The 12,453-nt window shown below is 62.8% G+C and carries 9 protein-coding genes; 6 read left to right on the plus strand and 3 right to left on the minus strand.

The window, feature by feature from the left end; all coding sequences use genetic code 11:
• A partial coding sequence (locus BLU76_RS24810; RefSeq protein ID WP_139211665.1) for a retention module-containing protein occupies positions 1–1,739 on the minus strand: 1,739 nt, incomplete at its 3' end.
• A 455-nt stretch (positions 1,740–2,194) separates the two neighbouring features.
• Here BLU76_RS24810 and BLU76_RS24815 point away from each other — a divergent pair.
• From BLU76_RS24815 to BLU76_RS24825, 3 genes are all read left to right on the plus strand, one after another.
• Positions 2,195–3,553, plus strand: a complete 1,359-nt coding sequence (locus BLU76_RS24815) for a TolC family outer membrane protein (RefSeq protein WP_092150956.1) — start codon at positions 2,195–2,197, stop codon at positions 3,551–3,553.
• A 30-nt stretch (positions 3,554–3,583) separates the two neighbouring features.
• On the plus strand, positions 3,584–5,743 hold the full coding sequence (locus tag BLU76_RS24820) for a type I secretion system permease/ATPase (RefSeq protein WP_092224936.1): 2,160 nt from the start codon (positions 3,584–3,586) through the stop codon (positions 5,741–5,743).
• Between the two features lie 244 nt (positions 5,744–5,987).
• Positions 5,988–7,352, plus strand: coding sequence for an HlyD family type I secretion periplasmic adaptor subunit (locus tag BLU76_RS24825; RefSeq protein WP_072341479.1), 1,365 nt, complete (start codon positions 5,988–5,990; stop codon positions 7,350–7,352).
• A gap of 185 nt (positions 7,353–7,537) precedes the next feature.
• Here BLU76_RS24825 and BLU76_RS24830 read toward each other — a convergent pair whose 3' ends face one another.
• Complete coding sequence (locus BLU76_RS24830; RefSeq protein WP_092224821.1) at positions 7,538–8,134, minus strand: tRNA-uridine aminocarboxypropyltransferase; 597 nt, start codon at positions 8,132–8,134, stop codon at positions 7,538–7,540.
• A gap of 2 nt (positions 8,135–8,136) precedes the next feature.
• A complete protein-coding gene (locus BLU76_RS24835; protein ID WP_003184133.1) occupies positions 8,137–9,030 on the minus strand; it encodes a LysR family transcriptional regulator in 894 nt (297 codons plus the stop codon).
• A gap of 332 nt (positions 9,031–9,362) precedes the next feature.
• Between BLU76_RS24835 and speB the strand changes: the two genes are divergently transcribed.
• The 3 genes from speB to BLU76_RS24850 are packed head-to-tail and all read left to right on the plus strand — an operon-like array spanning position 9,363 to position 12,314.
• Positions 9,363–10,313, plus strand: a complete 951-nt coding sequence (gene speB / locus BLU76_RS24840; RefSeq protein ID WP_003198979.1) for an agmatinase — start codon at positions 9,363–9,365, stop codon at positions 10,311–10,313.
• A gap of 9 nt (positions 10,314–10,322) precedes the next feature.
• Positions 10,323–10,748 (plus strand): YybH family protein, encoded by a 426-nt coding sequence (locus BLU76_RS24845; RefSeq protein ID WP_092224823.1) that lies wholly within the window; start codon positions 10,323–10,325, stop codon positions 10,746–10,748.
• Between the two features lie 51 nt (positions 10,749–10,799).
• Complete coding sequence (locus BLU76_RS24850) at positions 10,800–12,314, plus strand: purine-cytosine permease family protein (protein WP_256572705.1); 1,515 nt, start codon at positions 10,800–10,802, stop codon at positions 12,312–12,314.
• Positions 12,315–12,453: the final 139 nt, after the last annotated feature.

The following is a 12,453-nucleotide window of genomic DNA, read 5'->3' on the forward strand; positions in this document are numbered from 1 at the left end:
CTGTCGTCCACGGCCTTGGGCAAGTCGTCGACGATGTTCACGTCCAGGTTGCCGTTGGCCGTGGTGCCGTTATCGTCGGTGACCACTACGGCGAATTGCTCGCTAACGCTGTTGGCGCCGTTGGCGTTTGGATGGGCTTCATTGTCCAGCAAAGTGTAGCTATAGCTGACCACACCGGTGCTGGCGTTGTAGCCGGTGATGGTCAACGTATTACCCAGCGCAGTGGTAATCGATTGCGGGAAACCCGCCGCCACGCCGCCGGTGACGACGTTGATTCCACCCACACTCAAGGTCTGCACACCGTCCAGCGCGGTCACGGTAAAGGTGCCGCTTTGAGTCAGCGCCGATGCATCCGGACTGCTACCGTCGCTGAGATTTTTTTCCTGCAGCGATAGCTCACCACCCTCGGCATCAAGGCCCACCAACACCACAGGGTCGTCGTTGTTGTGCACTTGCAGCACCAGGTTCGCGGTGCTGGTGTCGCCATCGGCGTCGGTCAGCGTGTAGGTGAACGTCTCAGTGCCGCTGCCCCCACCGTGCAACGCGACGAATTGCGGGTCGCTGGTGTTCAGGGTGTAGGTGTACGTGCCGTTGGGGTTGAGCACCAGGGTGCCGTAGGTGCCGGTGAACGTGCCGCCGATGATCGGCCCGCTGTCGGGACCGGTGGGGATCCGGTCGGCGCCCTGATGGTCGTTGGGCAATACGTTGCCGGTGAGGGTCACCAGGGTTTCCGACGCCGTGTTGGCGTGGCTGTCGTCGATCGCCTGGGGTACGTCATCGGTGATGTTGACGTCCAGGGTGCCGGTGGCCGTGTCGCCGTCGGTGTCGACGGCCACTACCGGGAACTGCTCGGTAATGTTGTTGGCACCACCGCCGGCAGGATGGGTTTCATTGTCCGTCAGGGTGTAGGTGTAACTGACCGCCCCCGTGGCTGGGTTATAGCCGGTGATGGTCAACGTGTTGCCCAGCGCCGAAGTGATGGTTTGGGGGAAGCCCGTGGGCACGCCGCCTGTGATCACGTTGATGCCGCCGATGCTCAGGCTGCTCAGCCCGTCAGGCGCGGAAACCGTGAAGGTGCCGCTTTGCACCAACGCCCCCGGATTGCTGGCCGAACCATCGGCCAGATTGGCCTCGTTGGTGGTCAGTTCGCCGCCCTCGACATTGACCCCGTCGAGGGTCACCGGGTTATCCGGTGTCACCGGCGGCACGGTTGCATCGTCGCCCGTGTTGTCCGGATCACCGGCCAGGCGCAGTTGTGGAAACTCGGGAATCCCGTTGAACCCGGCCGTCGGAAAACCGATCTGCGGATCGACCTCCCCGCCAACTTCTTCCAGCAGCACAAAACTGTGCCCACCGCCCACGCCCCCCGGGTTGCCACCCTCGGGGCCGGCGGCCGTGGCTTCACCGGTCTGGGTCGGGTCGGCACCGGCGGCGATGGCTTGCTGCAGCTTTTGCACATCGGTCAGTTGCGCGTTACTCGGTGTCGCCGCGTCAGGCGTGTCGACATGCGGCGCATGGTTGGCGAGCAACTGCGGAGTCAGGGTCAGGTTGCTTTCGCGGCCCAGGGTCAACGTCTGGCCGTTCTGCATACGAACAGCCACCGCCCCTTCGGCACCGGTGACCAGGTGTTCGCCGGCATAAAGCCGATCGCCTTCGACCAGAGGCCGCCGCAGGCCACCTGCCGCTTCTGCGAATACTTGCCCGACTATTTTGCTGACGATACCGATGAGCGCTGCCATGTGCATTTCCTCCGTTGCCGACCGCAATCGGCACGTGTCTGGGTGAAGAATCCGTCCTCAGGTTTGGCAATCCAGAAAGCTGGAAAATCTGCCAGCTTTCGTGAAAGCAGAAGGTGCTGGCAATTCGCCAAAACGACAAAAAACCGTCACCAAAAACCACTTCACAGATCGCTCTTTCGACACTTCTTCACATCGTTTAAAAATTTGCATGGAACTTTTATTGACGCCTAAAAGCCGTCGCAACCCGCAAACTAAAAGGCTTTCGCTCTGAACAATGTGCCGGTTTTTTTCAAGCTCATAAGTTTTTTTCGGAATAAGCCTTATGAGAAATTCTTCTTAGGTTTTGCTCAGGATGTTCTTAGCTGTGTTGTTACAAGGTTGAAACGGTTTTGATCTTTAATACGTCAATATTTTGGCGACAAGCGAAGCACTACAGACCTCAGGAGATGCACCCCATGCGCGTTCTAACCCCCCTCTGCAGCGCGGTTTTACTGGCCATGGCCTGCTCTTCTCAGGCGCAGGCAATGTCCTTGACCGAGGCGATCCAGAGCACCATTGCCACTCACCCAGAGCTGGCACAACGGGTGGACAGCCGTCTGTCGGCCAATGAAGACGTCAAGGTCGCCCGAGGGGGCTTTTTCCCATCGGTGGATTTGAATGCCGGTTACGGTCGTGGCTATAGCGACAACACCAACACCCGGGCCTTGGGCAACCACCACACCAACATCCTCACCTATACCCAATCGGAGCTGCGCCTGCGGCAGATGATCTTCGACGGGTTCAACACTGCCAATGAAGTGGACCGCACCCAGGGCGTGGTCAACTCCCGAGCCTATTACGCCCAGGGCACCGCCCAGGATCTGGCGCTACGCACTATCGAGGTCTACCTGGAAGTGCTCAAGCGCCGCGAGCTGGTGACCCTGGCCAAGAACAACCTGCAGGCGCACCTGCGGGTCAACGACCAGATCGGCCTGCGCACCGAGCGAGGGGTGGGCAGTACGGCCGACTCCGACCAGTCCAATGCCCGTCGGGCCCTGGCGGAAAACAACTACGACACCGCCCAGGTCGACTTGGCCGACGCCGAGGCCAACTTCTACAGCGTGGTCGGACGCATGCCCGATGAGCTGGAGACACCGCCCTCGACCAAAGGCGAAATCCCCGCCGACCTGCGCGAAGCCCAGCAAAGCATGGTGGATAACAACCCCTACCTGAAATCGGCCCAGGCCGACATACAGTCCGCCGAAAGCCAGTACGAAGTGGCGAAGTCGCCGTTCTATCCACGCTTCGACGCCGAGGCGGCGGTGGGCGCCAACAACAACCTCGGCGGCGAAGAAGGCCACGACAACAACTGGCGGGTCGGCGTGGTGATGAACTACAACCTGTTTCGCGGTGGCAGCGACAAGGCGCGGTTGGCGTCCAACGCCCACCAGATCAACCAGGCCATGGACATCCGCAACAACGCCCTGCGCCAGCTCAACGAAGATACGCGCCTGGCCTGGAACGCGATGCTCAACGCCCGCAAACAGACCCCCACCGCCCGCGAGTACGCCGACACCACCGCCCGTGTGCGCGCCGCATACCAAGATCAGTTCGGTCTCGGCCAGCGCACCCTGCTCGACCTGCTCGACAGCGAAAACGAGCTGTACAACGCCAACCGCCGCTACACCGAAGTGCGTTACACCGAGGAATACTCGATGTACCGGGTGCTGGCGAACATGGGCCTGCTGTTGCACAAACAACGGATCGTGCTGCCGGCCGATACGGTCGCGCAGACCGAAGTCAAGAACCAGGCTCGGCTGCCGGAACTGAAGTAGCCCCCTCCAAAAAAAATGGGAGCGAACACTGTGACCAGCATGGAACCCGCAACCCTTGGCGCTGATCCGCGCCTGAATTTCGATGATCCCTTGCTGGACGGTCTGTTGATCCTCTGCAAACTCCATGGCGCGACGGTCAGCCGCGCCAGCCTCAGCGCCGGGCTCCCTATGGCGCACCAACGCTTGAGCCTGGACCTGCTGCCCCGCGCAGCAGCCCGGGCAAGCTTGCAGGCGCGGCTGTTGCGTCGTGAGCTGGCGGACATCTCCCCCCTGAACCTGCCAGTGATGCTGATCCTGGCGGGGGGCCGCTGTGCGGTATTGCGGCGCTGGGGCGAGGACGGCAAGGCACTGATCCTGCCCAGCGAAGCCGATGGCGGCGAGCAGTGGGTCAGCCGCGAGGAATTGACCACCGATTACAGCGGCCAGGCGCTATTCGCCCGGCCGCGCCATGAACTCGAAGACCTGCGCGCGCCCCTGGTGCCGCGGGTCGAGGCGTGGTTTCGCGACACCTTGAAACTATCGCGCTGGCTGTACAGCGACGCGATCCTGGCGAGCTTCCTGATCAACCTGCTGGGGCTGATGGTGCCGCTGTTCGTCATGCAGACCTACGACCGCGTGGTGCCGAACCAGGCCACGTCCACCTTGTGGGTGCTGGCCGTGGGGCTGTTGATCGGCACCGGCTTCGAACTGGTGCTGCGGGTGGTGCGCGCCCATCTGCTGGACACCGCCGGCAAGAAAACCGACGTGATTCTGTCCGCCACCCTGTTCGAACGCATCACCGGCATGGCGATGAAGGCCAAGCCGGTGACCATCGGCGGCTTCGCCCAGAGCATCCACGACTTCCAGGGCCTGCGCGAATTCCTCACGGCGGTGACGCTCACCAGCCTGATCGACCTGCCCTTCGCCCTGCTGATGCTCGTCGTGATCGGCCTGCTGGGCGGCTGGCTGGTGGTGATTCCCGTGATCGCGTTTCCGATCACCATCGTCTTCGCCATGATCATCCAGGTGCGCCTGCGCGACACCGTGCAAAAAAGCCTGGCCCTCGGCGCCCAGCGCCAGGCCCTGCTGATCGAAACCCTCGGCGGCCTGGAAACCCTCAAGGCCTGCAGCGCCGAAAGCGAGCGCCAGCATCAGTGGGAAAGCACCCACGGAGCCCTCACCCGCCTGGACAGCCACGCGCGCAACCTCTCGGCTCTGGCGACCAACGGCACGTTGTTCCTGCAACAACTGGCCGGCATGGCGACCATCGTCGCCGGGGTCTACAGCATCATCGCCGGCAACCTCAGCGTCGGCGCGCTGGTGGCGACCTATATGCTCGGCAGCCGGGTGCTCGCCCCGCTCGGGCAGATCGCCGGGCTGATCACCCGTTACCAGCAAGCCCAGCTCACCATGCGCAGCACCGATGCCCTGATGGCGCTGCCCCAGGAACGCGATGCCAAACAACGGCCGCTGGATCGCACCCAGTTGCAGGGCGCGCTGGACGTCAGCGGCGTGACCTTCCACTACAACGGCCAGAGCACCCCAGCACTGGCGAACATCAGCTTCAGCCTCAAGCCCGGCGAACGGGTCGGGATCATCGGTCGCAGTGGCTCGGGCAAGAGCACCCTGGCGCGCCTGGTGATGGGTTTCTATGCGCCGGAGGAAGGCCAGTTGCTGCTCGACGGCCTGGACCTGCGGCAACTGGACGTCGCCGACCTGCGCCAACAGATCGGCTACGTTGCCCATGACCTGCCGCTGCTGGCCGGTAGCCTGCGGGACAATCTCACCTTGGGCGCCCGTTACATCAGCGACGCGCGCATGTTGGAAGTGGCGGAACTGACCGGTGTCACCGAACTGGCGCGCCAACATCCCCAAGGTTTCGACCGCCCGGTGGGCGAGCGCGGGCAACTGCTCTCCGGCGGCCAACGCCAGGCCGTGCTGCTGGCCCGGGCCTTGCTGCTCGACCCGCCGATCCTGCTGCTGGACGAACCCACCAGCGCCATGGACAACAGCAGCGAAGACGTCCTGCGGCAAAAACTCCACACCCATGTACAGGGCAAGACCGTGCTGCTGGTCACTCACCGCACCTCGATGCTGAGCCTGGTGGACCGCTTGGTGGTGTTGGACAACGGACGGATCGTGGCGGATGGACCGAAGGAAGCAGTCATCGATGCGTTGCGCAAGGGACGGGTGGGGACGGCGGCGGTTTAACAGCCCCCACAACACCTGTGGCGAGGGAGCTTGCTCCCGCTGGGCTGCGAAGCAGCCCCCAAGCCATTCACCCGATTGTGTCAGACGGACCGCCTCGACAGGTTTTACGACGGCTTCGCCGCCGAGCGGGAGCAAGCTCCCTCGCCACAAAAAGCAGCGCCCAGCTCTCTTCTAAAAGCAGCACCCGCTCTTTTCTAAAAAGCAGCGACCGGCTCCACTTCACTTAACCGACGGGTACCGCTCCATGTCAGCCCAAACACCGGATTCAACCGCTCGAAGCTACTTCGGCAGTTTCAGCAAAAGCGCCGAAAGCGAGTTCATGCCGGAAACCGCCGGCGCCACGCTGCAGGATTCGCCCCGGCGCTCGCGGGTCACCGTGTGGCTGGCCGCCGGGTTGATCGTCACCGGGTTGGTCTGGGCGAAGTTGGCGGTGTTGCAGGAAGTCACCACCGGTGAAGGCAAGGCGATTCCGTCGAGCAAGATCCAGGTGATCCAGAACCTGGAGGGCGGCATCGTCACCGAGATTTTCGTCCGTGAAGGCCAGATGGTGAACAAGGGCGACACCCTGCTGCGCCTGGATGACACCCGATATCAGTCGAACAAGGGCGAGAGCGAAGCCGACCGCTATGCCTTGACCGCCCAGGTCGAGCGTCTGTCGGCCGAGGCCGAGGGCCGGCCGTTCAATCTTTCGGCCGAGGTGATCGCCAAGGCCCCGCAAGTGGCCGAGGACGAGCGCTCACTGTACGAACAACGCCAGCGGCGCCTGGCCAGTGAACAACGGACCCTGACCGAACAGCTGCGGCAGAAGACCCAGGAGCTGGCGGAGTTTCGCTCCAAGCAAGGCCAGTTCAGCTCGGCCCTGGCCTTGCTGCAAGAAGAAATGAACATGTCCGCCCCGCTGGTGCGCACCGGGGCGGTATCACCGGTGGAGATCCTGCGGCTCAAACGCAGCGCGGTGGAAATCCGCGGCTCGCTCAACGCCACCACCCTGGCCATTCCCCGAGCCGAATCGGCGATCAACGAGATCAAGAGCAAGATCGACGAATCGGAACAGACCTTTCGCTCCGAAGCAGCCAAGGACCTCAACGAGAAACGCACCGAACTGTCGAAAATCACCGCATCGAGCATCGCCATCGACGACCGCGTGACACGCACTACGGTGGTCTCGCCCGTGCATGGGGTGATCAAGCAACTGAAGGTCAACACCATCGGCGGCGTCGTGCAGCCAGGCAACGACATGGTGGAAATCGTGCCCCTGGAAGACAACCTGCTGATCGAAGCCAAGGTCCGCCCCCAGGACGTGGCGTTCCTGCACCCGGGCCAGAAAGCCATGGTCAAGTTCAGCGCCTACGACTACACCATCTACGGCGGGCTGAGCGCCAAGCTCGAACTGATCGGCGCCGACACCATCACCGACGACAAGGGCAACAGCTTCTACCTGATCCAGGTGCGCACCGACAAAAACCATTTGGGCGGGGATGCCAAACCCTTGCTGATCATTCCGGGAATGGTGGCGACAGTGGATATCATTACCGGCGAGAAAAGTGTCCTGGATTACCTGCTCAAGCCGGTGTTGAAAGCGCGGACCGAGGCGATGCGCGAGCGCTGATCTGGATTTGACTCGCCTGTTTGGTCCGGGGACATGGTTAACCCCTGTGGCGAGGGAGCTTGCTCCCGCTGGGCTGCGAAGCATCCCCAAGACCATTCACCTCGCTGTATCAGACAGACCGCGCCAGTAGGTTTTACGACGGCTGCGCCGCCGAGCGGGAGCAAGCTCCCTCGCCACAGGGGCCTCTAAACCTCTCCATGGTTCTTCTGGTAAGTCTCCTCCCCCATCGCCGCAATCTGCCCCTCGATCAGCGCTTCGAACGGCCTCAACAACGCCTCGAAACTCGCCGGCGCCTCCAGCGTCTGCAACGCCTGGACAATCGCCTCCACCGTCGACAACGCCCCCGGCCCGGGCGCCTTGCGCAAGCGATAACGGGACACCCCGCCTTCGGCCAGGGTCACCCTCGGCAGCGCCGCCAACAAGGGATTGAGGTGCAGCAACTTGCGCGCCTTGCGCCAGGTGCCATCGGGAACGACCAACAGCAGCGGCTCATCGGACAGGACATAGGCTTGCAACGGCTGCGCCTCATCGCCGGGAAACAGCAAGCGCGCCTGATACCCCGGTTGATTGAGCAACCGGGGCAAATCCTCGAACACCTCACCCACGATCAACTCGGCATTATTGAGTCCCAATGCCGCCAGCCGGGCGGTATTCAAAGCATGGTTCACTTCACTGGGATGCTGCAACAGCAAGACGCGGGTGCGGCTGTCGAGGCTGGGGATCAGCGAGCACAGGCAATGGCTTTGCGGCCTGTGGCAACGCGGACAATGGATTCTGGACATGGTCAGGCCTGATTCAGTTGAGCTTTGAGCAAATCGCGGAAGGTCTGGATCAGTGGCTCGCGGCTACGACCACGGCGTACGATCATCGAAAACGGCGCCTGATAACCAAAGGTCGCCGGCAGCAGCACGCGCAAGTCGCCCTTGTCGACCCAGGCCTGGGCGTAGTGCTCGGGCAGGTAACCGACGTAGGCGCCGGACAACACCAGGATCAACTGCGCCTCCATGCTCTCCACCGTCGCCGCGCTGTGCTTGAAGCCGTGGCGAGCCAGTTCGGCCTGGCTCCAGTAACCGCGCCCGACCATGCGTTGCTGGGTGATGACCTGCTCGGGGATGCGCCGCTCGTTGAACAACGGGTGGCGGTTGCTGCAGTACAACCAGTGCTGCTCACGGTACAGCGGCATGTAGACCAGCCCGCTCATGCGCGTGGAAAACGCACCGATGGCCAGGTCCAGGCGATTATCCTGCACGCCGAGTTGCAGCTCGTAAGGGCTCATGACCGACAGATGCAAATGCACCGCCGGATGTTCCTGGCTGTAGGCGCCGATGGCTTCGGCGAACGGCAAGGCCTTGTCGCTGACGGTGGAGTCGATCACCCCCAGGTTCAAGGTGCCGCGCAGCTCACCCTTGAGCGCGGCGGCGTACTGCTCGAACCCTTCGAGCTCGCCCAGCAGGCGCAAGGTTTCCTGATGGAACAGCTCGCCCTTGCTGGTCAGGCTGAAGCCACCCCGGCCGCGATGACACAACACCAGGCCCAAGGCCGATTCCAGTTGGCTCATGTAGGTGCTGATGGCCGACGTGGACAGGTTGAGTTCGTGCTGGGCATTGGCGAACCCTTGGTGCCGAACCACGCTGACAAAAATGCGCAGCAGTTTCAGGTCGGGTAGAGCGTTGGCCATTGGGGGCTCCATACAATCGAGTCAATGCAAACTTTGTGGCGAGGGGATTCATCCCCGCTGGGCTGCGAAGCAGCCCCAATACCATTTTCCTGACACACCGAGCTTTCAGGTTTTAGGGCCGCTTCGCGCCCCAGCGGGGATAAATCCCCTCGCCACAGGGGCCACTATTTCCCAATCCAAACAGGGGGACCGTGCTGCCGCGAAGTCTATCGCCCCGCCCGCCATTAGTTTAGAAAAATCTGAACTAAGTATTTGCCCCCAGCGATTCTTCACGGCAACGGCTTTTCGCAGAATCGGCCCCTGATAAGTAAAACAACGATGAGGCCCTACCCGTGGACAAGATTCTTCACCAACCACTGGGCGGCAACGAAATGCCGCGCTTCGGCGGCATCGCCACCATGATGCGACTTCCCCATTTGCAAACCGCTGCCGGCCTGGACGCTGCGTTCGTCGGCGTGCCGCTGGACATCGGCACCTCCCTGCGCGCCGGCACTCGTTTCGGGCCGCGGGAGATCCGCGCCGAATCCGTGATGATCCGCCCCTACAACATGGCCACTGGCGCCGCGCCGTTCGACTCGCTGTCGGTGGCCGACATCGGCGACGTGCCGATCAACACCTTCAACCTGCTGGACGCGGTGCGGATCATCGAGGAGTCTTACCACAAGATCCTCGAACACAACGTCATCCCCCTGACCCTGGGCGGCGACCACACCATCACCCTGCCGATCCTGCGGGCGATCCACAAGAAACACGGCAAGGTCGGCCTGGTGCATATCGACGCCCACGCCGATGTGAACGACCACATGTTCGGCGAGAAAATCGCCCATGGCACCACCTTCCGCCGCGCCGTGGAAGAAGGCCTGCTCGATTGCGACCGCGTGGTGCAAATCGGCCTGCGGGCCCAGGGCTACACCGCCGACGATTTCAACTGGAGTCGCAACCAGGGTTTCCGCGTGGTCCAGGCCGAAGAGTGCTGGCACAAATCCCTGGCACCGCTGATGGCTGAAGTGCGTGAGAAAGTCGGTGGCGGCCCGGTGTACCTGAGCTTTGATATCGACGGCATCGACCCGGCCTGGGCCCCTGGCACCGGCACCCCGGAAATCGGCGGGCTGACCACCATCCAGGCGATCGAAATCGTGCGCGGCTGCCAGGGCCTCGACCTGGTGGGTTGCGATCTGGTAGAAGTCTCGCCGCCGTACGACACCACCGGCAACACCTCGCTGCTGGGCGCCAACTTGCTGTACGAGATGCTCTGCGTACTGCCTGGCGTGGTTCATCGCTGAGGTGCGGTCATGAACGATCGAGATCAGGTTCTCAAGGCCGCCGCCGAATTGGTGTCGGCCTTCGCCCGCAATGACCGCGACGCCTACTTTGGCGCGTTCACAGGCGATGCGAGTTTCGTGTTCTACACCCTCGAACAGCCCCTGCTGTCACGCGATGCCTACCAGGCGTTGTGGGATCGCTGGCGGTCCGAGGATGGCTTCGAGGTGCTCAATTGCACCTCGAGCAACGCCTTCGTCAGCCTGCAAGGGGACGTGGCGATTTTCATCCATGACGTGGCCACCGAGCTGCGCATGCAAGGGGAGCGACACTTTAGCCAGGAGCGCGAAACCATCCTGTTCCGCAAACAGGAAGGCCGCGCACAAGAACAACAGGGCCTATGGCTGGCCTGCCATGAACATTTGTCCGCCATGCCGGAAGGGCTGCCACCCCCTTAGCCAAACAGGCGACGCTCACACACGATGAGCGCGCCTTGATGATCGGAGCAGATCATGAATAACAATAACGATAAAAGCCTTACGCAAATTGAAACCAACGGGGTCGAACAGATCCCGGACCACCAGCGAACCGCCGGCCCGGGGGACTTGTTTCGCCTGATCTTCGGTGGCGCCAATACCTTTGCCACCGCCGTGCTCGGCAGTTTCCCAGTGCTGTTCGGCCTGTCATTCCAGGCCGGTGTCTGGGCGATTGTGCTAGGGGTGTTGGTGGGGTCGATCATCCTCGCCCCCATGGGCCTGTTCGGCCCGCTCAACGGCACCAACAACGCGGTTTCTTCCGGTGCGCACTTCGGCGTGCACGGGCGGATCGTCGGCTCGTTCCTCTCGTTGCTGACCGCCATCGCGTTCTTCTCGCTGTCGGTGTGGAGTTCGGGGGACGCGTTGATCGGCGGCGCCAAGCGGCTGATCGGCGTGCCGGAAACCGACCTGAGCCTGGGCCTGGCCTACGGCCTGTTTGCCCTGCTGGTGTTGACGGTGTGCATCTACGGCTTCCGCTTCATGCTGTGGGTCAACCGCATCGCCGTATGGGCCGCCAGCCTGCTGTTTTTGCTGGGTATCCTGGCTTTCGCACCGACCTTCGACAGCCAGTTCGCCGGCACCGTCAGCCTCGGCCAGCCGGGCTTCTGGGCGGCGTTTATCGGCGCGGCGCTGGTGGCCATGAGCAACCCGATTTCCTTCGGTGCGTTCCTGGGTGACTGGTCGCGCTACATCCCCCGCAACACGCCCAAGCGCCGCATCATGCTGGCCGTGATCGCTGCGCAGCTGGCGACGTTGATCCCGTTCCTGTTCGGCCTCGCCACCGCCACCATCGTGGCGATCAAGGCGCCGGACTACATCGCGGCCAACAACTACGTGGGCGGCCTGCTGGCGGTTTCGCCGAGCTGGTTCTTCCTGCCGGTGTGCCTGATCGCGGTGATCGGCGGCATGTCCACCGGCACCACGTCGCTGTATGGCACCGGGCTGGACATGTCCAGCGTGTTTCCACGAGTGCTGTCGCGGGTCAAGGCGACGCTGCTGATCGGCGTGCTGTCGATTGCGTTCATCTTCATCGGGCGCTTCGCGGCGAACCTGGTGCAGAGCGTCTCGACCTTCGCCGTGCTGATCATCACCTGCACCACACCGTGGATGGTGATCATGATCATCGGCCTGTTGGTGCGCCGCGGCTTCTACTGCCCGGACGACCTGCAAGTGTTCACCCGCGGCGAAACCGGCGGGCGCTACTGGTTCAGCCATGGCTGGAACTGGCGCGGCCTCGGGGCGTGGATTCCCAGCGCATTGGTGGGGTTGTGCTTCGTCAACCTGCCAGGGCAGTTCGTCGGGCCGCTGGGGGAATTGGCCGGCGGGATCGACATCAGCCTGCCGGTGACCCTGGGGTTGGCCTCGGTGGTGTACTTGGTGCTGCTTGGGTTATTCCCGGAACCGGCGGCGGTGTACGGGCCGGATGATCCGCGGAGCAAAGGCTCTTCGGTGTCAATCGATAGCCCCTCCCTCAGGCAGACCGTCTGACCCGAGCCAACAAACCCCCTGTGGCGAGGGAGCTTGCTCCCGCTCGACTGCGCAGCAGTCGCTATCAAGGGCTGCTTCAGCCCAGCGGGAGCAAGCTCCCTCGCCACACAAGCACGTTCGCACTGAGGGCGCGGTGCCA

Source organism: Pseudomonas sp. NFACC08-1 (assembly GCF_900106735.1).
In the GTDB taxonomy this organism is placed as follows: Bacteria; Pseudomonadota; Gammaproteobacteria; order Pseudomonadales; family Pseudomonadaceae; genus Aquipseudomonas; species Aquipseudomonas fluorescens_Q.

Bases quoted from the DNA above. Each gene is read 5' to 3' on its own strand.
- BLU76_RS24825 (WP_072341479.1), top strand. From the start codon at position 5,988: ATGTCAGCCCAAACACCGGATTCAACCGCTCGAAGCTACTTCGGCAGT.
- BLU76_RS24835 (WP_003184133.1), bottom strand. From the start codon at position 9,030: ATGGCCAACGCTCTACCCGACCTGAAACTGCTGCGCATTTTTGTCAGC.
- BLU76_RS24815 (WP_092150956.1), top strand. From the start codon at position 2,195: ATGCGCGTTCTAACCCCCCTCTGCAGCGCGGTTTTACTGGCCATGGCC.
- BLU76_RS24830 (WP_092224821.1), bottom strand. From the start codon at position 8,134: ATGTCCAGAATCCATTGTCCGCGTTGCCACAGGCCGCAAAGCCATTGC.
- BLU76_RS24845 (WP_092224823.1), top strand. From the start codon at position 10,323: ATGAACGATCGAGATCAGGTTCTCAAGGCCGCCGCCGAATTGGTGTCG.